The following is a 21,234-nucleotide window of genomic DNA, read 5'->3' on the forward strand; positions in this document are numbered from 1 at the left end:
GCCATTCCTGCTTAGACGCAGGAGATGGCTTTTTCGGGCTTACTGATCACGCACATCAATATAAAATTGGCCGTCCTGGAAACTGCAAAATGAAATGTTTTCAAGGTTATGATAGTTTTTCTCCCTGAGCCTCTTCCTCAGCCAGAATTCATTCTTCCCGATCATGTCCAGGTGGTTTTGCTGGATGATACCATCCAAAATCAAAGGCAGAGTCAACGATCCCCCCTTTTTTTTGTCCTCTTTTTTGATAACAGACAATTTGCCTGATGGTTCAAGAATCGCAAACTCTACATCAGCAAGATTGCTGACATCCTGCTCCCGGAGCTGCAGCAGCATGTCATCAAAGTTATACCTTTGGCGGCTCATTGCCTTTTCATCGATTTTGCCATGGCTGATCAGGACGGTCGGTTTCCCATCAACAACCTCCCTGAATTTTTTGCTTTTTAAAGATAAAAAAGCGGTCCCTATCTGAATAAGGAAGAGAACACCCATCGGCAGCAGGGTGTTCACCAATTCACTGTCCGGCTCTTCTATTGCCAGTACAGCCATTTCCGCAATCATGATAAAAACAACCAGGTCCAAAAGGCTCAGTTCGCCGATTTCCCTTTTGCCCATGATCCTGAAGATAAACAATATGACAGCATATAAAAAAATAGTCCGAAGGGCAATCAACAAATATTCATTCACGTCCCTCTCCTCCTTCAGGTACGTTTGCACCATTTATTATGCTCTTGGTAAAAGGAAAGATAAGAGGTAAGTTTTTACTATACTTTCTATATGTTGAACAAGAATTTGCAGATGATTTTCACTCCATGTGCATGACTCCCGCGGGAATGGCTGCTGAAGCTGGATGGAATTAGAGAGCGGAAGCGGCCGTTCATTGCCGTACGGAATGGAGGGCTCTTGCATGTGATAAAGGAATCATGAAGAACTTTAGCGATTCATGATGACTTATCAAAATGACTGAAGTGTGAGAACCTCTTGGGTCTTAAAAGTGAATTCTCGAGGGAGATCCGTTCAACCGGGACGGACCCTTGGCGGCAGGAGCTTAAACGAGCCTGCCCGGGTTCAACTGCAGAGCAGATCCCAAAGGAGGACGCCTTTTATGCAGGTCATAAAAAAACTAAAAGCACCACATACCTTGTTTTTCCAACATTGCTCCTTTTAGTGCTTCCAAGCTTCCCTTAGCTTCCCAAGAACGGCAGAATAAATTTAAAGTAGACATATACGGTTGACACTGCCAGTGATATCAGTGTAATCGGAATGCCGATTAAGAGGTATTGATAAAACTTGATATGAACGTTTTCTTTGGAAGCAAGTCCGACTATCACAAGGTTGGACGATGAACCAAGCAGGGTCCCGTTGCCGCCGAGGCAGGCACCCAGTGCAAGCGACCACCATAAAGGATCCATGTTGACCATCCCAAATTCCTGGAACTCGTGAATGACAGGTATCATCGCTGCTACGAAAGGGATATTGTCGACAACTGCAGAAAGCAGCCCTGTTCCCCAGAGGATGGCAAAAGCGGTGGTCTTCATATCCCCTTCAGTCAGCTTTATGATCTCCCTTGCCGCTTCATCAATGAAGCCCGCCTCTTCAATCCCGCCTACAAGCAAAAATAGACCTATGAAAAAAAATAACGTCCCCCATTCCACTTCCTTTAACACTTCTTCAGGGTCATATACCTTTTCCAGCAGCAGCATGATCAAGACCGCCCCTGCCAATGCTACCGACGTCACATCAAGATGGAGGACGGGATGTAAAGAAAATCCAAGGAGGACCAAGCATAGGACGCTGATGGAAGCCATTAGGCCTTTATTCTTCTTCAGATACCTCTTTGCATCGATTCCTCTTAATAATAATTTTTTATCTTCTTTTACAATCAAAATGTCTTTATAAATCAAGCTTATGATGATTATCGTAATAAGCAGGATCATAGCCGAAACAGGGAGAAGGTTTTGCAGGAAAGCATTGAAGGTAAAATGGTCAACCGCCTGTCCAATCATCATATTGGGCGGATCTCCAATTAAAGTAGCAGTTCCCCCGATATTGCAAGCCAGAATCATCATGACCAAAAATGGAAGCGGCGGCAAATCAAGAACCTTTGTAAGGGTAAACAGTATCGGGACAAGAAGCATGGCGATGGTTACGTTGGCTAAAAAGGCTGATCCCACTCCAGAGAGAAGTGAAAACAAGACCAGCAGCGCCAATCCGTTTCCATTGACTGCCTGTGCAAGCCTGATTGCGAGAAACTCAAAGAAACCTGTTTTGCTTGTCACTGTAACAATCAGCATCATTGAAAACAACAAAGTTATGGTTTTCCAGTCTATATAAGTGAACAACGCTTTTTCGATTGAAAATGCTCCAATCAAAAGCATCGCCACTCCACCGCACATGCTGGCCAAAATCCTGTTCCATTTCTCAGTAATCAATAAAATATAGACGGCAATGAATACGGTCAATATGATAAAGGGTGACATTCATCCCTCTCCTTTAAGATCCTATGTTTAATCCAGGGAATCAAAGCTCTTCAGCTTGTCTGCTTTTACCATTGTATGATGCTTGGCCGGCAAAAATTATAGTCTATTTTTTTCTTTCAGGAATATGCTTGTACTAGGAGAAACTTGCAATTTTACTGTTTTTGAACAGAGGGGAGATGGAGACGATAGAAGCCAAGAAAATGGGAAGCGCGATTTTGTATGGTACAGGGACCATTCTGGTCATTGCCATTGCAGCAAGTTTAATATTTGCTCTTTTGCTTCGTTTCACGAGTCTTGAAGAAAATTCAATCAGTCTGGCGGTAACGATCATTTCATTCCTGGGGTTGTTCATCGGCGGATTCATGTCGGGAGGAAAAGGGAAGGAAAAAGGATTGGTCCTTGGAGGGCTTACCGGATTTATCTTTTCCATGGGGGTCTTTTTATTTCAGTATTTAGGCTTTGATTCACTGTTTTCCATGAAACAGGTCATCTATCATGGCTGCTTTATCATCACCTGTATGATGGGCGGAATCCTTGGCGTCAATATTAGTGGTGGAAAAGTTTCCTAACATAATAAGAACGCAAGTACCTTGTCGGTGCCTGACGGTGAATATCCAGGCAGAAAGACAGTGTAAGGATGAAAATATTCAGTTCCTTAACAGACAAAAGCCCCGCATGAATGCGGGGCTTTTCCATTAGGCTTTGATTACTTCTCGGACAGCGTTCCTGTCGTATGTAAGACGGCTTCCATCTCCGCATTTTACAACGATTGTACCTTCTTCAATTGCATCGATAAAACCATGCAATCCACCGATTGTAACGATTTTGTCACCTTTTTGCAGATCATTCTGCATATGCTGAACGGCTTTCTGGCGTTTTTGCTGAGGGCGAATCAGCAAGAAATAGAAAAGTACGAACATCAGCAATAAAGGTATTAAAGTAGCAAAAGTATCCATTCCATGACCTCCTTTCCGGTTTAGGATGTGTATTCTTATAAAAGAAGAACATCCCTAAATCAGAAGTTTTTGGCATCCGGACGATTATATCCGTATGCTTCAAAAAATTCTTCTCTAAAGTCCCCCAGACGATCTTCTCGAATCGCTTGTCTGACTTGCTCCATTAATTTTAACAGAAAATGAAGATTATGATAAGTCGTAAGCCTAATCCCAAAGGATTCGTCACATTTAATTAAATGACGGATATAAGCTCTCGAATAATTACGGCATGTGTAGCAATCGCAATTTTCATCGATCGGCCTGAAATCCCTTGCAAATTTGGCATTTTTCACGACCAAACGCCCTTCGCTCGTCATCAAGGTCCCGTTTCTCGCAATACGGGTAGGCAATACACAGTCGAACATGTCAATCCCTCTGATGGCCCCGTCAATCAAAGCATCAGGAGAACCTACACCCATCAGGTACCTTGGCTTGTTGTCCGGCAGCAATGGTGTGGTAAATTCCAGTACCTTGTTCATGACATCCTTTGGTTCTCCAACAGAGAGCCCGCCGACAGCATAGCCAGGGAAATCAAGAGAAACCAGATCCTTCGCACTTTGGCGGCGCAGGTCTTCATATTCTCCCCCTTGGACAATCCCGAACAATCCTTGGTCCTGAGGACGCTGATGCGCTTCAAGGCAGCGTTCTGCCCATCTTGACGTTCTTTCCACAGAGCGTTTCATATAATCATGCTCAGCAGGATACGGAGGACATTCATCAAACGCCATCATAATGTCGGAACCAAGGGCATTTTGGATTTCCATCGCCTTTTCGGGGCTCAGGAACAATTTATCCCCATTGAGATGGTTTCGGAAATGGACCCCTTCTTCTTCAATCTTCCGGAATTCACTAAGACTGAACACTTGGAATCCACCTGAATCAGTCAGAATGGCACGGTCCCAGTTCATGAATTTATGCAGGCCGCCTGCTTCCCTGATAATCTCATGTCCCGGACGGAGCCAAAGATGATAGGTATTGCTGAGGATGATCCCTGCTTCCATTGATTTCAGATCTTCCGGTGACATGGTCTTTACTGTAGCCAATGTCCCTACAGGCATGAAGACCGGGGTGTCAAAAGAGCCGTGAGGGGTATGCACCCTGCCTAAACGAGCTCCCGTTTGTTTACAAGTTTTGATATGTTCATAACGAATTGCAGTCAAATCGTCTAACTCCTTCCAATGTTTACAGGATCAGCATGCTGTCGCCAAAGCTGAAAAACCTGTACTTTTCCTCTACAGCTGTATTGTATGCATGAAGAATGATCTCCCTGCTTGTAAAAGCACTGACCAGCATGATCAATGTCGACTTCGGCAAATGGAAATTGGTCACAAGCCCATCAATCGCCTTGAACTCATAGCCTGGATAGATAAAGATATCCGTCCAGCCATTCTCCTCAGCGAACCTGCCGCCATGCCTGGAAGCAATTGTTTCAAGAGTCCTTGTTGAAGTGGTGCCGACCGTGATGATGCGGCCCCCGCTTTCTTTGACTTCATTAAGCAGGCGTGCTGTGCCTTCGGTAATTTGATAAAATTCCGAATGCATATCATGCTCTTCAATGCTATCGACCGATACTGGACGAAATGTCCCCAGTCCCACATGCAAAGTAATGAAGGCGACATGGACGCCCATTGCCCTGATTTCATCCAACAGTTCTTCTGTAAAATGAAGTCCAGCTGTCGGAGCAGCAGCAGATCCCCTTTCACGCGCAAATACCGTCTGGTACCTGTCCTGGTCTTCCAGCTTTTCACTGATATACGGAGGAAGGGGCATTTCACCGAGTTCATCCAGAACTTCATAGAAAATACCTTCATAATGAAATTCCAAGACCCTGCCGCCCTGTTCCTTCTCCTGAGTACAAACCGCCGTCAATTTCCCTTCCCCGAACGAGATCTTGGTCCCAATCTTTACCCTTTTGGCAGGTTTGATCAGAGTCTCCCATTTATCTCCCTCTTCTTGTTTGAGGAGCAAAACCTCAATTTTGGCACCTGTATCCTCTTTAATTCCGAATAAACGGGCTGGAAGGACACGGGTGTCGTTCAATACCAGGCAGTCTCCTTCTTTCAGGAAGCCGGTAATGTCCTTGAATTTCTTATGCTCTAGAGTTCCCGTCTTCCGGTCGATTGCCATCAGTCTGCTTTCTGAACGTTTTTCCAGAGGTGTCTGTGCAATCAATTCCTCCGGTAAATGGAAATCAAAATCTTCAACCTTCAAAGTTCTCACCTTACTTTTTTATTTTTATGCATATCCTTTTTTTGCGAATCTAATTGCTGTTCAAGAAATAATAGGTCTCCATCCCTAGTGTGCAGCAACGCTGGACGGACGTTAAACCAAAAGGCGCAAGCAGCTGTCCAACGCCCTACGCAGCGGAGGGGGGCGAGATAAAGAGAACCGGCGAAGTGATGCAGGCCGATATTATTTTATCGCCCTAACGCAGCAATCCCAAAAAAGATCTTACTTGAATCTGCCGATAATGTAAAAAATCAATGATAACACAACACTGGCAATGATGGAGGTCATCACCGGGAAATAGAATGTGGAATTCTCTTTTTTGATGATGATATCCCCAGGCAGTCTTCCCAGCTTGGTAAAGGCCATCAGAAAACCTAGAATCAAGAGAATCGCACCTGCAACCATCATAATCTTTGGCAGCCCGGTCATGGGTTGGGAATCTCCAAACCAAAATGTTCGTATACAGAAGAGGTCACGACTCTCCCTCTTGGAGTCCGCTGTAAGAAACCGATTTGCAGCAGGTAGGGCTCATAAACATCTTCAATCGTATGGGATTCCTCACCGATGCTTGCAGCAATCGTATCAAGTCCGACCGGTCCGCCTCTGAACCTTTCAATGATACCCATGAGTAATTTATGGTCTATATGATCCAGCCCAAGCTTATCAACCTGAAGCAATTCCAAGGCATGGCTGGCAAGGTCGGTTGTGATTTCCCCATTGCCTCTTACCTGTGCAAAGTCCCTCACCCTTCTTAACAAGCGATTCGCAATCCTCGGTGTCCCCCTGGATCTCCTTGCTAGCTCCACTGATGCCAGTCCGTCAATGACAGTACCCAATATATCTGACGTCCGGATCACGATTTCCCGAAGCTGCTCTTCATTATAATACTCAAGGCGGCATAAAACCCCAAAACGATCTCGAAGCGGTGCAGACAGCGCACCTGCCCTTGTAGTGGCGCCCACCAATGTGAATGGAGGCAGGTCAAGGCGGACTGATCTGGCACTCGGGCCATTGCCGATGACAATGTCAAGACAAAAATCCTCCATCGCAGGATAAAGCACTTCTTCAATGGAACGGGGAAGCCGGTGTATTTCATCAATAAACAGGACATCTCCTGGTTCCAGAGAGGTCAAAATAGCCGCAAGGTCTCCTGGCCTCTCAATTGCCGGCCCGGATGTGGTCCTTAAATTCACGCCCATCTCGTTGGCTATGACTGCGGCCAGCGTTGTTTTTCCCAGACCCGGAGGACCGTAAAGGAGGACATGATCCAACGTTTCCTGCCTCATCTTCGCTGCCTCGATGAAAATACTTAAATTATTTTTTACTTTATCTTGTCCTATATATTGACTTATCGTCTGGGGTCTCAAAGAAAGTTCAAAGGAATGGTCACTGGTTTCTGCTTCTGAAGACACAACTCTTTCTTCCATCTGCTCCTCCTCCTCTCTCAAGATTATTTCAACAACAATTTCAAGGCTTCTTTTATCAGTTCATCAGTCGATTTGCCTTCTGAGGCCAACTTCGGCGTCACTTTCTTGATTTCCCTCTCGGAATAGCCAAGCGCCTTCAAAGCAAGAGCTGCTTCCTCGATCAATTCATCGCTGCCGGAAACAGGCTGGTGCTTCCCTTCTTGAAACAGGTTAGGAAAGTAGTCAGGGACAACATCCTGTAATTTCCCTTTCAAATCAAGGATCATCTGTCTTGCCGTTTTCTTCCCGACTCCCGGAAACTTAGTCAAAAACCGTTCATCTTCGCCTTCGATAGCGGAAATAACCTGTTCAGGAGCACCGGATGCAAGAATGGCTAGAGCACCCTTGGGACCGATGCCCGATACATTCAATAACTTAATGAACAACAGTTTTTCTTCCATACTCAAAAATCCATACAAAGCCAGGATATCTTCTCTCACATGCTGATATGTATAGATTGTGGTACTTTGATTTTCAAATTTAGAAAACAGAAACGGGTTGCTGGTGAAAATCTGATACCCGATCCCTCCGTTTTCAAGAACCACATATTCCGGCCCCACTCTTTTCACCGTTCCATTTATATATTCATACATGTCTTATCTTCTCTCCCTTAATCACTACATTGTACCATAAGAATATGTTAATCGGGCGTTCTGATCACGTCAGAAACACTGGCCAAAACATCTGTTCTTATTTTAACAAAAAAACGGGAGAAAGAAACAACTTGTCAACATTTAGCATCGGTTTTTGAGCGGGACTGCCTATAAAAAAATAACCGGCCATATATTACAGCCGGTTTACTCAAAAGAAGCTTCATCATTCAGGGAATATGGCTGAAAGCTTTGGATGACCTGCTCGTAGCTCTGTTTTGATTTGACAGGTATCCCTTTAACAAGTTCATCATGTTGTTTGCTTTCAAGTCTTTTAATATCTATTTGAAAAAAAGATTGAATGATTTCAGACTGGCCAGGTTTCCCGTTAAAGATGGAAAGCACCCCGTCATCCGAAATCCCGAAATATCCGTTCGTTTTCATCAATGGAGAAATATCATCAATAGACTGTCTGAATACCACCTGATCTTCAGACATGTCCACAAGTTCCCATGCAGCATACCCTGCCCAGAAATCTTCCATTGACCAAATAGTTTCCGATTTGATTTCCTCGCTTACCTCACCATCCAAATAAACCCGTTCCAAAATGACATCCACTGTATGGACCGCAGGATCATGAGCAGCATCTGCTTGTTCTGCCGCTGGATTATCTGCTGCTTCTTTATCCATTTTTCCATCATCATGAAAGAATGTGAAATAAAATGCACCAATCAGAAGCAACACCATAAACACGACTCGAATTTTAACCGTCATCGTGATCACCTCATACTAAAATATTTAAATTCTTTTCCCCTGCCGGTATACGGATACATTTCTAACATTACTGGTAATAGTCTGACCATTTTTTAACAATGCTATCCCTTACAGGAATAATTTTCTCCTTGACTACATAAAAAAAAGCGAGGAATCAGCTTCCCCGCTTTATCCTTCGCCTCTTATGGTCCTAATAATGTCGTGGATATCCATTTGGATCGCTTCCCGCGGTCCGCCGTCACGTAAATCGTTGTCAATGTTTCTCAGACGGCTGAAAGTTCCTTCATCAGCAGCTACTGTGACGGTCCGTCCATTTAGGTACGGTTCGACAGCTCTCTCGATTTTTCTCTTGGTTTCTTCAAATCGGCTGTGGTCGTCCAAGTCCACTGCAATCAGCACATCCGTCCCATACGTAACAGACCTTACATCGTTCACGTTTTCAACCGATGCCGTTACGTCACCGATCTTTTCAGCAAGGTCTCCCTCATAAGCAGTGTAATAAGATTGTTTTGCTTTTCGTGTATTGTCGTCAAGGTGACCATGATAATTAGCATCACTGTGACTTGCCCTTTCATCCTTCAGGAAAAAGTTCTGATCATTTCCCGCTAAAGGTTTGGAAGGGTTTTGCGGATTCCCATCCTCATCTTTCACTTGAAGGTATTGTCTCTTGCCTTCTCTGATGGCTTGTCCTTCCTGGCCGAGTGAATGATCATACCACTCTGTCAGAGGGCCATCTCTATCTTCATTCCGGTCATTCCCATGTCCTTGATTTGAGTAGAAACCCATGGGTTCGTATACATTTTCGTTTTGCCCCTCAGCAGCATTTTCTGCACCATTACAGGCACCAAGGAACATGGCAGATATAGGAATAAGCAAAAGCTTCTTGTGCAATGAAGTCACCTTCTTCCGCAAACTTTGAGCATGGTTGCTCTTGGTTAGCTTGCGGAAATAGGTGCAGGATGATTCCGTCATCCATACTTAAAAAGCTGGGCGCCTCTCCTGTTTTTGGATTTGGTCTTGGATGTCCCGGCAGTACACCATTCTAGGATGAAACTGTTTAACCGTCATTTCCATCAGATATTGCCAGACGTTGTTCTGATAAACCGGCCCCTCCCTGAAAAAGCGGTTCCACTCCCTGAAAACATCCGATGGAAAAAGGATGCCATATAAAAAGGGCTGGTTCTCTTTAAAAGCTGATAAAGGCTCGTGTTCCCAAAGCTTAGCGAGTGACCAGTTGAAAAAGGGGAGAATCCTGTTTGCAAATTGGATATAATCAATTTCGCTAGGTCCTTTCGCAATCAAATCCAAGTCTATAATATGCAGTTCATTGTGAACATCACGAAGGAAGTTGTGATGGGCCAAATCTCCATGGAGAAGACAACGTTCTTCAGAAAAACCATATAACACGACACCCTGAAGGGATTTTTGGCCGATTCGTATATAAGTATCAATCATGGCAGGCGGTATATAAATACTTAACTTCCCCTTATTACGAATGAATTCTTCCAGCCTCAGGGTCCATTTTTCCACCAGCTTCTGTTCAGGCAGAGACAGAATAATTTCTCTTTCCATTAAGATTTTTTGAGAGGAATGATGAAATTCTCCCAAGATTGAAAGCGCGCTTTGTCTTTCACTGAATGAATGATAAGTAAACATTTCGTCTGTATCGATCCACTCAGTCAAACCGGCAACTTTCCCTTCGATTTCCATGTCTTCGCTGTTTTCATGAATTGGATGATACCCAGGAATGTTTAATAAGCCTTCCTGCCGAAGAGTTTCTGTCACCCTTTTCTGTACCCGGAACTTTTGGCTGGTTGGATAAAGCTTAAGAAACCACTTTTCTTTCCCGGTCTGCACGGCCCATTTGCCCTCTTTTATTTTTTTCAGCCGAATATATTTATCTCCAAGTGCCTCTTCTAATAGGAAAAGGAGACGATTCTGAAAACCGTCTCCACCTTTATCTTTAGTCTTCAAAATCATCATCAAAGCGCGGCATGCCGAACGGACCCGGTCCGTACATTCCCGGATACCCTGCTCCAGGCTGCATCATTCCCTGTCCGTATGGAGACATCATTCCTTGGCCCTGAGGCATCCCTTGCATTCCAGCAGGTCCCGGTCCATACTGACCAATCGGCGAAGGACCTCCACAACCGCATCCTCCTTGCTGCATTGGTGCACCGCCATACATACCTGGCGACTCTTCCATCATGGCTCCTTGGACCTGAGGCATCTGCCCATAAGGATTACCATAACCTGGTCCTGGATTTCCATATCCGGCCGGTGACATCATACCTGGATTTCCAAACCCTGTTCCCGGCATTACCGGTGATACTGGATAACACCCAGCAGGTCCCATCATTCCTGGATTTGGACCCATTTGCGGCTGCATGCCTCCCATCGGCATTTGAGCTGCAGGATAACCATCATCTTGTACCCCGGCTACAGCTGAAGGTGAACCCATTGGTCCCATCATTTGATTCCCCATCGGAGCTCCCATTTGCTGTTGCGGCATATAAGGCATGAACGAAGAGGATTCTTCATCGTACCCCATCGGCATTTGCTGCATACCAGGCATTCCCTGAGGCATCATGGAAGCCCCTTGAACCTGACCCATTGGTTCCATAGGATAACCGCCCTGCATCGGGTATCCTCCTTGCATTGGATATCCTCCCTGCATTGGGTATCCCCCTTGCATTGGGTATCCTCCTTGCATCGGACCCAGACCGGTTCCCGGCAGTACAGGTGAAACAGGGTAGCAATACTCCTGCATTGGCTGTTGTGGATAAGGCATTTGCATTTGTGGTCCCCCCGGACTTTGTTCATCCTGGACACCTGCAACAGTGTCCGGCATGTCTTGTAGTTTTGGCAGCGTAGGCGCTTTTGGAATGTTCGGCATCTTTTGTGGAGCCTTTTCTGATTCGCCCATCACTGGAGCTTTTGGTACTTTCGGTGCTTTCGGCATCACTGGTGCCTTTGGTGCTTTCGGTGCTTGCGGCTGTGTCTGCATTTGCATATTCGCCATATTCATCATGTAGTAATTATTAATATCGATCTCCGGGATAACTGGCTGAGGCATTTTCGGTGTATATGGCTTTTTCGGCATTTCCTTAACAGGCATTTCTTTCTTTGGCTTAACGGCTTCTTTAGGTGTTTGCACCGGCATGGCAACCGGCTTTTGCTGAGCAAAAGGATGCTCTGCTTTCGGCATTTCTTTTTTCACTGCCATTTCCTTTTTTACCATCCCGCCTGATGTCGGAACTTTTATTTTCATACCAGGCATAATCATATCAGGATTGGACAGCTGGGCATTCATTTTCTTTAGCTCTTCGAAATTCACTCCATACTTTTTACTGATATTCCAAAGAGTATCTCCTTTTTGTACGATATGGATTTTCACTATTTATTCCCCTCCTCAGGCATAAGTCTATATATCCTATGTCAATAAATAGGCAAAGTGCTAACAATCTACACAAATACTTATGAATGATAAAAATTAAATATACCTTTGGAGGGAGTCCAGCACTGGGTATTTCAATAATTCCCCAATTTGTTTCAAGACTCTGGCTGGCGTCCATAAAAGTCAGTTTTCACTATGTTGCTTTCAGTTTATTCTTGAGGATGGTACGATCCTGATAAACCACATATCTTAAGAGGTTTCCCTACGTTGGAAAAAGTGAAAGTAAAAATTAGGAATAAAGAATACGAAGAAGCGATAGTAATGCTTGAGAAACTTGTAACTGAATCTCCCGACGACCCGGAAATAAACTTTCAATGCGTAGCAGTCAATGATGCATTGGGGGCTGAGGCCATTGCCATTCCCTATTACCGCCGTGCTTTGGAAAACGGCGTTGAAGGGGAAGTGCGTGAGGCGGCATTCATCCAACTCGGCAGCAGTTATCGCTGCATTGGAGAATATCGGTTTGCCCGTGATGTTTTGGAAAAGGGGCTTACCGAGTTTCCTGAGAATTCGGCTTTAAAGGTCTTTTACGCCATGATTCTTTATAACATGGGAGACCATAAAGAATCCCTCACCCTGATGCTGACCACTGTTCTTTCTAGTTCTTCTGATCAGTGGATCCAGAAGTATGAGAAAGCCTTGAGGTTTTATAGTCAGGATATTGATGGAGTTTGGCGATAGGGGCTTAGAAGAGATTCCAAAATGTAATGACTGTTTAATGAGGGGTTGAGATGAATTGCTTGTTGATTCCATATGAAGTCAACGGTTCTTAGGTATTGCTAGGGAATACCAGCCTTGATTCCATCAGGATATATCAATTTTTTGGATTTAGTGATGGAATATCGGACTGAAATTTTCTCTTGATTTGGATTTCTGTCCCGATTCCAGGCTATTCGCGACTAAAATCTCCTCTTGATCTGGATTTCTGTCCCGATTCCAGGCTAATCTCGACTAAAAGCTACTTCTGCTCTGGATTTCTGTCCCGATTTTAGCCTAATCGCGACTAAAATCATCTCTTGCCCTGGAATTCTGTCTCGATTCCTGCCTAATCGCGACTAAAATCATCTCTTGCTTTGGATTTCTGTCCCGATTCCAGGCTATTCGCGACTAAAATCCCCTCTTGCTCTGGATTTCTGTCCCGATTCCAGGCTATTCGCGACTAAAATCACCTCTTGATTTGGATTTCTGTCCCGATTCCTTGCTATTCGCGACTAAAATCTCCTCCTGCTCTGGATTTCTGTCTCGATTCCTGCCTATTCGCGACTAAAACCCCCTCCTGCTCTGGATTTCTGTCCCGATTCCTGGCTATTCGCGACTAAAATCACCTCTTGATTTGGATTTCTGTCCCGATTCCTGGCTATTCGCGACTAAAACCCCCTCCCGCTCCGGATTTCTGTCCCGATTCCTGGCTATTCGCGACTAAAACCCCCTCTTGCTTTGGATTTCTGTCCCGATTCCAGGCTATTCGCGACTAAAATCCCCTCTTGCTCCGGATTTCTGTCCCGTTTCCAGGCTATTCGCGACTAAAAACTACTCCTGCTCTGGATACCTGTCCCGATTTTAGCCTATTCGCGACTAAAACCCCCTCCTGCTCTGGATTTCTGTCCCGATTCCTGGCTAGTCGCGACTAAAAGCTACTTCTGCTCTGGATTTCTGTCCCGATTCCTGGCTAGTCGCGACTAAAAGCTACTTCTGCTCTGGATTTCTGTCCCGATTTTAGCCTAATCGCGACTAAAATCATCTCTTTCCCTGGAATTCTGTCTCGATTCCTGCCTAATCGCGACTAAAACCTATTGCTGCTCTGGATTTCTGTCCCGATTCCTGCCTATTCGCGACTAAAATCTCCTCCTGCTCTGGATTTCTGTCCCGATTCCAGCCTATTCGCGACTAAAACCCCCTCCCGCTCCGGATTTCTGTCCCGATTCCATGCTATTCGCGACTAAAACCCCCTCTTGATTTGGATTTCTGTCCCGATTCCAGGCTATTCGCGACTAAAATCCCCTCTTGCTCTGGATTTCTGTCCCGATTCCATGCTAATCGCGACTAAAATCCCCCCTTGCTCTGGATTTCTGTCCCGATTCCAGGCTATTCGCGACTACCCCCCCCTCCTGCTCTGGATTTCTGTCCCAATTCCAGGCTATTCGCGACTACAACCCCCTCTTGCCCAGTGATCAAGTGCCGATCCCCATCCATTCGCTGGAGCATGCTCCAAAAACACAGTCCCGCTTTCCTGAAAAAGTGCCCATAAAAACAAAAACAGGTCAGCCCCGCTACCGGGCTGACCCTCTAACTTCCTATGCTCTTGCCAGCATGCGGTCAAGTGCCAGGATTGCATTATGTGCTGCTTCGTCATCGACTTTAATGATGTTTTCCGGGTTGTTATCCACGATGTTTTCCAAAGACCACAGCAGGTGTGGAAGATCAATCCTGTTCATTGTTAGGCAGGGGCACATATTGGGATTCAGGGAAATGATATTTTTATCTTTATGCTCATTCATCAGTCTTTTAACGAGATTCATTTCCGTTCCAATTGCCCAAGAGGTTCCCGGTGCCGCAGCTTTGATCGTTTCAATAATATACTTTGTTGAGCCGTTATCATCCGATGCTTCGACGACTTCCCTGCGGCATTCTGGATGAACGATGATTTTCATTTCAGGATACCGTTCGCGGACGTCCGCTATATTTTTCAAGGTGAAGTTTTCGTGGACTGAACAGTGGCCTTTCCAAAGGATGACTTTCATCCGGTCTGCGTCCCCTTTATAAATCAATTCATTTTTTATCGGATCCCAGACAGCCATATCTTCTAAAGCGATGCCAAGATCGGCAGCTGTGTTTCTGCCGAGATGCTGGTCAGGGAGAAACAGGATCCTTTCCTTTTGCTGCAGGGCCCATTCCACCATTTTATGTGCATTCGACGACGTCACCGTTGCCCCCCCATTTTTACCGACGAACGATTTGATGGCTGCAGTGGAATTTACATAGGTCAGCGGCAGGATTGTATCACCGAATTGGTTCTGAAGGGTGTCCCACGCCCGTTCCGTTTGGTGGATATCCGCCATATCGGCCATCGAACAGCCCGCTCTCATATCCGGCAGAATGACTTTTTGAGTTTCATTGGTCAGGATATCAGCGGTTTCTGCCATGAAGTGTACACCGCAGAACACGATATATTCAGCCTCACTGTTCGCAGCGGAAACCTGTGCCAATTGAAGGGAATCGCCCGTCGTATCGGCAAACTGGATTACTTCGTCTTTTTGATAATGATGGCCGGGAATGAACAGCTTCTTTCCTAGCTGTGCTTTGATTTCCCTGACTCTTTCTTCCATCTCCGCAACGGACATGTTTTTATATTTTTCAGGCAGTTGGTATGTGTTTTTCATTAATGTCTGCAATAAGCTCACACTCATTTACCCCTTTCATTTCCACGATGGTTGATCCAACACTTTTGCGCTGATATCCAGTCCTTTGACGCTGTGTGTCAGGAAACCCAGCGAGATATAGTCGACACCGGTTGCCGCGTAGGCAGCTATATTTTCCATTTGAATCCCACCGGATGCCTCCGTGATGATATGAGGCGGAACATCCTGCAGCCACTTGGCAATTTCGTCAGGTGTCCGGTTATCAAACATAATGATATCCGCACCCGATTCAATCGCTTCGCGAAGTCCTTCGCGGGTTTCAATTTCCACTTCCACCTTTACTGTGTGGCCCAGCTTTTTCTTGACTTCTTTTACAGCCGCGGCAATGGATCCTTTAAAGGAAATATGATTATCCTTCAGCATGACAGCATCATATAATCCACTTCGGTGATTGAAGCCCCCGCCGCACCTGACTGCGTATTTTTCCAACATCCGCAGGCCCGGTGTCGTCTTACGTGTATCACAAATGCGGCCTGGATAATCGCCTGCCAAATCAACGGCCAGCCTGGTCTGTGTCGCAATCCCGCTCATTCTTTGCACCAGATTCAATATCACCCGTTCAGCCTGAAGAAGATCGGCTGACACCCCCGCTGCTTCCGCAATCACCATCCCCTTTTCAATCTTTTCTCCATCAACAGCAAAGACGTTGACATCGATACCCGGATCCATGATTTGGAATCCAATCCTGATGACTTCACTTCCGCAGAAAACGCCGTCTTCCTTGGCTATAAAATGAAATGTACTATGATCATCCTCGGAGAACAATGCCTGTGAGCTTAGGTCTCCCTCGCCAATGTCTTCCAGAAAAAATTGCTCAAGCATAGATTTTAGTTTTAACTTGTTCATCCAACCACGTCCTCATCTCTCCATCTTCTAATACATGAATGATCCGTCTCTTCATCCATACCGGATCTTCTTCCTTCCAGTCACTCCTGATGTGCCCCCCGCGGCTCTCCGTCCTGAGAAGAGCTGCCCTGGTTATTATCAAGCCGTTCAACCACATGAAGTATTTTTGAATATCATGCGGATGAAGCTTTCCGATATCTTGATCCAACCGAAAGCCTATGGATTGAAGCCACTCAAGGTGCTCCTGCAGTTTGGCAGCTTCTCTGATGATTCCTGCTGAATCCATCATCCTCGCCTGAAATTCTGTCACTTCAAACGTTTTCTTTTCATAGATGCGCCTTTCATTTTCTTTTTCTTCTAAAATATGGTGCAAGGACTGTTTCCCTTGGCCGTTGATCCAGTCTGCGAGTCTCCTGCCATAGACAAGCCCTTCCAGCAGCGAATTGCTCGCCAGCCTGTTTGCTCCATGAACACCGCTGCATGCAGCCTCTCCGACAGTATAGAGTCCCTTGACATTCGTCTTGCCGGCCGAATCGATTAAAACCCCGCCCATCATGAAATGGCATCCCGGGGAAACCGGAATTTTTCCAAGGGACAAATCAATGCCGTTTTTTCTGCACATAGCCGTAATGGATGGAAATTTTGTTTTAAAGTTTTTTATGGAATCAATAGATAAATAGACATCTCTGCCCATTTGTCTTTGGTTGAAAATTTGCTGTGCAACAATATGCCTCGGGGCCAGCTCCCTTAACGGATGCATGCCCTCCATGATATGCTGTCCTGCATCGTTGACTAACACGGCGCCTTCTCCCCTGACAGCTTCCGAGACCAGCCCTCTCGTCTTACCGTCCACAAACAGAAGGGTCGGATGAAATTGAATGAACTCTGCATCCGCTACATATGCACCTGCCCGTAACGCTAAAGCCAACGCGTCCCCCGTTACAGTGGGGTGATTGGAAGTGGAGGAGTATAAACCTCCACTTCCTCCTGCCGCTAAAACAATATATGGTGCCAGATATGAGTCTACTGTTCCTGATTGATCAAGGGTCTTAACTCCGATACATTTGCCGTTACTGTCCAGTATCAGGTCAAAAACCATATGCCCCTCGACCCAGTTGATAGTATCCGGAAGGGTTTTCAATAAATAATCAATTAACAATCTGCCTGTCTCATCTCCGCCGCAGTGAAGAATCCGGTATTCACTATGTGCTCCTTCCATCCCCAGACACAAGGAACCGTCCTTATGCCGGTCAAATGGTGCACCCTCTGCCATAAGCTCTAAGACGATGTCACGCCCTTCACTCACCAGCGCCATCACTTCTTCCTCCTGGTGATGCTCTCTGCCTGCTTCCAATGTATCTTGAAAATGCTTGGATACTGTATCATCTTTGGCTACAGCAGCAGCAATCCCTCCTTGTGCCATATAGGAGTTGCTGCTTCTCCGGCTCCTTTTTGTGATAATCATCACATTCAAATCCGTATTTAATTTCCGTGCGGTCTGCAAGGCTGCGAGGCCGCTTCCGATAATAATAACGTCAGCTTTTTTCACATCTGACCCCTCCACTTTATTTACAGGTGTCTTGACACATATATTTACACATATTTAAACTAATGACAAGAGTTTTTTCTTATTTAAATTTTGGATTTTGGAAAATATCGGGATGATTCATCAGAAATATCTCGAGAAGCAAAAAAGAAAAGAGCTATTCTTCCATTCACATAAAGAAAGTCCTTGTACCAAGTGGAAGAATCCGGACCATGGGAATTTTTCAAAAGCCGCATTCATATCGAAAAAGTCATTTACAAAAAGGAGTACACCCTATGAAATACTTTGATTATGCCGCTACTACGCCAATTAATCCGGAAGCGCTTCAAGTTTACATGGAAGCCGCTAGTAACTTTTATGGAAATACCGCAAGCCTTCATGATATCGGGGCGAAAGCAGATTATCTGCTTCAAGAATGCAGGAAGAGCCTCGGTGATATTCTTGGAATTCCGGCAGAAGGCATTTATTTCACCTCAGGGGGGACGGAAGCCAATCATCTCGGTATCCTTTCACTTGCGCTTGAAAACAAACAGAGGGGGAAGCATATCATTACAGGAGCTGCTGAGCATTCATCCATCCATTCAGCCATGGGATACCTGGAAGGCCAGGGATTTGAAATCACGAAACTGCCTTTTAACAAAGATGGAATCCTTCCCCTGGATTTCTTAGAGAAAACCATTAGAAAGGATACGATACTTATTTCTATTGCCCAAGCAAATGGAGAAATCGGCTCGATGCAAGATATTGAGCGTATTGCTGAGTTTAGCAAAGGCAGAGGGGTCCTTTTTCATACGGATATGGTTCAGTCTTTTGGTAAAATGGATGTGAGAGCAGCTGCCGGGATGGTGGACAGCTTATCGATTTCTTCACATAAGATTTACGGGCCAAAAGGAGTGGGAGCTGTCTATATCCATCCGAGGCACGCGCCAAGATCGATATTCCCCAACCAGTCCCATGAAAGCGGTCTGAGGGGCGGCACCATAAACACACCGGGAATCGCAGCCTTTATCACTGCTGCTAAGATTGCCTGTCATGATTTTCAGCGTGAGAAGTATGTAGAGATGAGGGAATTGTTTATCAGCCTCCTAAAAACGGAGTTGGGAGATTCAGTGACGATACTGGAGGCACCTGGAGAGTCACAAATGCCGCATGTCATCGGTTTATGCATAAAAGGCCTGCAGGGCCAGTGGGTCATGTTAGAATGTAATAGGAAAGGGTTTGGCATTTCTACAGGAAGTGCCTGCCAGACCGGACAGCATGTTATGTCCAAAACAGTAAAGGCCCTTGGTCTTTCCGAAGAGGAAGGAAAAGAGTTTATCAGGGTATCATTTGGAAAAGATACAACAATAGAAGATGTTACAGAGCTTGTAGAGGCTCTTGCCAATACTGCAAAAACTCATTATGAACTATAGCTTCTGTTTTAATGGAGAGGGGAAATTCTATGTCAAAAGGCAAGAAAATACTTGGAGAAGAAAGAAGAAACCTGATACTTTCAAAACTTCGGGATGGAGGAGTCCCGATCACTGGCGGAGACCTGGCCAAATTCACAAATGTCAGCCGCCAGGTCATCGTCAGCGACATCACCCTGTTGAAAGCCAGGGAAGAACCAATCATCGCGACAAGCCAGGGCTACCTGTACCTGCAGCCGAAACAGCCCGAGGGAACGGTAGAAAGAACCATCGCCTGCAAACATACTCCTGACAGAACCGAGGAAGAATTGAACCTGCTGGTCGACCACGGCATTTTGGTAAAAGATGTCCGGATCGAGCACAAAGTCTACGGAGACCTCACAGCTTCCATCATGGTGTCCAACCGCAGGGAAGTGAAGCAATTCTTAAATAAAATCAATGATACCAACGCTTCTTACCTTTCCGAACTGACTGATGGCATCCACCTTCATACCATCTCGGCACCCAACGAGAAGGCCATGGCCGATGCAGAGAAGGCTTTGAATGATGCAGGATTTTTAATTGAATCTTTGTCTTAGGCAGCCATGAAGGATGCCCCTCTGGGGGTGTCCTTTTTTGTTTTGGTTATGTGTATCGACTGGCCACGGCGGTCTATCAGCGAATTTTGGTGGTCTATCGGCGAGTTTGCTTGGCCTATCGACGACTTTTGTCGTTCTATCAAAGAGTTTTGCCGGTCTATCGACGACTTTTGTCATTCTATCAACGACTTTTGCCGCTCTATCGACGACTTTGCTTGGCCTATCGTCGACTTTACCGATCCTATCGACGAGTTGCTGTAATCTATCAACGACTTTTGTCAGTCTATCGACGATATTGCTTGGTCTATCGGCGACTTTGCCGATCCTATCGACGACTTTTGTCATTCTATCAACGAGTCCATACTTTTCCCCACTCTTATGCACTGGACGGCGGAGTGGTTCTTTTTTGATCCTATCGACGAGTTGCTGTAATCTATCAACGACTTTTGCCAGTCTATCGACGATATTGCTTGGTCTATCGACGACTTTGCCGATCCTATCAACGACTTTTGTCATTCTATCAACGAGTTTTGCCGGTCTATCGACGACTTTGCTTGGCCTATCGGCGACTTTGCCGATCCTATCGACGACTTTTGTCATTCTATCAACGAGTCCATACTTTTCCCCACTCTTATGCACTGGACGGCGGAGTGGTTCTTTTTTGATCCTATCGACGAGTTGCTGCGGTCTATCGGCGACTTTGCTTGGCCTATCGTCGACTTTGCCGATCCTATCGACGACTTTTGTCATTCTATCAACGAGTCCATATTTTCACCACTCTTATGCACTGGACGGCGGAGTGGTTCTTTTTTTGATCCTATCGACGAGTTGCTGTGGTCTATCAACGACTTTTGCCGGTCTATCGACGATATTGCTTGCTCTATCGACGAGTTTGCCGGTCCTATCAACGACTTTTGTCATTCTATCGACGAGTCACTATTTCTCTTCGCACGATAAAAAAATGCTAGGCTCCAGAGCCCAGCATTTCTACTTTTTCCACAAATTCCAATTTTCGCAAACTGTTCAACATTTCTTCAATATCAACCTTAATATCTGCTACATTAAGGGAAAGTGTGACATTCGCCCTTCCCTGCAGCGGGATTGTCTGGTGGATCGTGAGAATGTTGCAGCCGTTTCTGGCTACTTCTCCAAGCAGGAAGGAGAGCGTCCCGGAGCGGTCTTCCAGATGAAAGAACAAAGTGATGATCCGTTCCTTGACAATGGTATGAAACGGGAAGACAGTATCCCGGTATTTATAATAAGCACTCCGGCTCAAGTCAATACTGCGGACCGCTTCCCAGACGGAATCGGCTTTCCCTCTCTCGATGAGCTCTTTGGCCTGCAAGGTCTTTTTCATGGCATCAGGAAGGACATCCTCCCTGACCAAATAAAACTTTTCGTCCTGTGGTTTTTTTCGCAAAACCGGTTCCCCCAATAAAAATGCT

General features: G+C 45.5%; 22 protein-coding genes. 4 read left to right on the forward strand and 18 right to left on the reverse strand.

The window, feature by feature from the left end; genetic code table 11:
• Positions 1–39 precede the first annotated feature (39 nt).
• Positions 40–687 carry a DUF421 domain-containing protein gene (locus AC4E8A_RS17115; RefSeq protein WP_490194699.1) on the reverse strand — a complete coding sequence of 216 codons (648 nt, stop codon included), beginning with the start codon at positions 685–687 and terminating at the stop codon, positions 40–42.
• A gap of 497 nt (positions 688–1,184) precedes the next feature.
• Positions 1,185–2,480, reverse strand: coding sequence for an ArsB/NhaD family transporter (locus AC4E8A_RS17120; protein WP_490194701.1), 1,296 nt, complete (start codon positions 2,478–2,480; stop codon positions 1,185–1,187).
• A gap of 176 nt (positions 2,481–2,656) precedes the next feature.
• Between AC4E8A_RS17120 and AC4E8A_RS17125 the strand changes: the two genes are divergently transcribed.
• A complete protein-coding gene (locus tag AC4E8A_RS17125) occupies positions 2,657–3,049 on the forward strand; it encodes a TIGR04086 family membrane protein (RefSeq protein ID WP_490194703.1) in 393 nt (130 codons plus the stop codon).
• 126 nt (positions 3,050–3,175) lie between these two features.
• Here AC4E8A_RS17125 and yajC read toward each other — a convergent pair whose 3' ends face one another.
• The 10 genes from yajC to safA form a co-directional block, all read right to left on the reverse strand.
• Positions 3,176–3,436, reverse strand: coding sequence for a preprotein translocase subunit YajC (gene yajC, locus AC4E8A_RS17130; RefSeq protein ID WP_490194705.1), 261 nt, complete (start codon positions 3,434–3,436; stop codon positions 3,176–3,178).
• 59 nt (positions 3,437–3,495) lie between these two features.
• Positions 3,496–4,635, reverse strand: coding sequence for a tRNA guanosine(34) transglycosylase Tgt (gene tgt / locus AC4E8A_RS17135; RefSeq protein ID WP_490194707.1), 1,140 nt, complete (start codon positions 4,633–4,635; stop codon positions 3,496–3,498).
• Positions 4,636–4,657: 22 nt separating this feature from the next.
• On the reverse strand, positions 4,658–5,686 hold the full coding sequence (queA, locus tag AC4E8A_RS17140; protein WP_490194709.1) for a tRNA preQ1(34) S-adenosylmethionine ribosyltransferase-isomerase QueA: 1,029 nt from the start codon (positions 5,684–5,686) through the stop codon (positions 4,658–4,660).
• Between the two features lie 240 nt (positions 5,687–5,926).
• Positions 5,927–6,133, reverse strand: coding sequence for a DUF2905 domain-containing protein (locus AC4E8A_RS17145; protein ID WP_490194711.1), 207 nt, complete (start codon positions 6,131–6,133; stop codon positions 5,927–5,929).
• Positions 6,130–7,131, reverse strand: coding sequence for a Holliday junction branch migration DNA helicase RuvB (gene ruvB / locus AC4E8A_RS17150; protein WP_490194713.1), 1,002 nt, complete (start codon positions 7,129–7,131; stop codon positions 6,130–6,132). Before ruvB ends, AC4E8A_RS17145 begins: the two co-directional genes overlap by 4 nt.
• Before the next feature lie 23 nt (positions 7,132–7,154).
• A complete protein-coding gene (gene ruvA / locus AC4E8A_RS17155) occupies positions 7,155–7,763 on the reverse strand; it encodes a Holliday junction branch migration protein RuvA (RefSeq protein WP_490194714.1) in 609 nt (202 codons plus the stop codon).
• Positions 7,764–7,967: 204 nt separating this feature from the next.
• Positions 7,968–8,534, reverse strand: a complete 567-nt coding sequence (locus AC4E8A_RS17160) for a BofC C-terminal domain-containing protein (protein ID WP_490194716.1) — start codon at positions 8,532–8,534, stop codon at positions 7,968–7,970.
• 168 nt (positions 8,535–8,702) lie between these two features.
• A complete protein-coding gene (locus tag AC4E8A_RS17165) occupies positions 8,703–9,425 on the reverse strand; it encodes a YhcN/YlaJ family sporulation lipoprotein (protein WP_490194718.1) in 723 nt (240 codons plus the stop codon).
• An 87-nt stretch (positions 9,426–9,512) separates the two neighbouring features.
• Positions 9,513–10,517 (reverse strand): phosphotransferase, encoded by a 1,005-nt coding sequence (locus tag AC4E8A_RS17170; protein WP_490194720.1) that lies wholly within the window; start codon positions 10,515–10,517, stop codon positions 9,513–9,515.
• Entirely contained in the window at positions 10,498–11,931 is a 1,434-nt protein-coding gene (gene safA / locus AC4E8A_RS17175; protein WP_490194722.1) for a SafA/ExsA family spore coat assembly protein, read from the reverse strand. The genes AC4E8A_RS17170 and safA overlap by 20 nt, the downstream gene beginning before the upstream one ends.
• Positions 11,932–12,207: 276 nt before the next feature.
• On the opposite strand from safA, the gene AC4E8A_RS17180 reads away from it, so the two are divergent.
• On the forward strand, positions 12,208–12,672 hold the full coding sequence (locus AC4E8A_RS17180) for a tetratricopeptide repeat protein (protein WP_490198922.1): 465 nt from the start codon (positions 12,208–12,210) through the stop codon (positions 12,670–12,672).
• A 1,613-nt stretch (positions 12,673–14,285) separates the two neighbouring features.
• Here the strand turns inward: AC4E8A_RS17180 and nadA are convergent.
• Genes nadA through nadB form a run of 3 tightly spaced genes read right to left on the reverse strand, consistent with a single transcriptional unit; the run spans position 14,286 to position 17,805 of the window.
• On the reverse strand, positions 14,286–15,392 hold the full coding sequence (gene nadA, locus AC4E8A_RS17185; RefSeq protein WP_490194724.1) for a quinolinate synthase NadA: 1,107 nt from the start codon (positions 15,390–15,392) through the stop codon (positions 14,286–14,288).
• Between the two features lie 15 nt (positions 15,393–15,407).
• Positions 15,408–16,256: a carboxylating nicotinate-nucleotide diphosphorylase gene (nadC, locus tag AC4E8A_RS17190; protein ID WP_490194726.1), complete on the reverse strand. Its 849-nt coding sequence runs from the start codon at positions 16,254–16,256 to the stop codon at positions 15,408–15,410.
• On the reverse strand, positions 16,225–17,805 hold the full coding sequence (gene nadB, locus AC4E8A_RS17195) for an L-aspartate oxidase (protein ID WP_490194728.1): 1,581 nt from the start codon (positions 17,803–17,805) through the stop codon (positions 16,225–16,227). The genes nadC and nadB overlap by 32 nt, the downstream gene beginning before the upstream one ends.
• Positions 17,806–18,077: 272 nt before the next feature.
• Between nadB and AC4E8A_RS17200 the strand changes: the two genes are divergently transcribed.
• Positions 18,078–19,214 (forward strand): IscS subfamily cysteine desulfurase, encoded by a 1,137-nt coding sequence (locus AC4E8A_RS17200; RefSeq protein ID WP_490194730.1) that lies wholly within the window; start codon positions 18,078–18,080, stop codon positions 19,212–19,214.
• Between the two features lie 29 nt (positions 19,215–19,243).
• Positions 19,244–19,789, forward strand: a complete 546-nt coding sequence (locus AC4E8A_RS17205; protein WP_490194732.1) for a transcription repressor NadR — start codon at positions 19,244–19,246, stop codon at positions 19,787–19,789.
• Here AC4E8A_RS17205 and AC4E8A_RS17210 read toward each other — a convergent pair.
• The 3 genes from AC4E8A_RS17210 to AC4E8A_RS17220 are packed head-to-tail and all read right to left on the reverse strand — an operon-like array spanning position 19,769 to position 21,209.
• Positions 19,769–20,539, reverse strand: coding sequence for a hypothetical protein (locus tag AC4E8A_RS17210; RefSeq protein WP_490194734.1), 771 nt, complete (start codon positions 20,537–20,539; stop codon positions 19,769–19,771). The genes AC4E8A_RS17205 and AC4E8A_RS17210 overlap by 21 nt on opposite strands.
• Positions 20,540–20,569: 30 nt before the next feature.
• Positions 20,570–20,710, reverse strand: coding sequence for a hypothetical protein (locus AC4E8A_RS17215; RefSeq protein ID WP_490194736.1), 141 nt, complete (start codon positions 20,708–20,710; stop codon positions 20,570–20,572).
• Positions 20,711–20,753: 43 nt separating this feature from the next.
• A complete protein-coding gene (locus AC4E8A_RS17220) occupies positions 20,754–21,209 on the reverse strand; it encodes an ACT domain-containing protein (RefSeq protein ID WP_490194738.1) in 456 nt (151 codons plus the stop codon).
• Positions 21,210–21,234: the final 25 nt, after the last annotated feature.

This window comes from Bacillus sp. SRL337, from assembly GCF_984799155.1.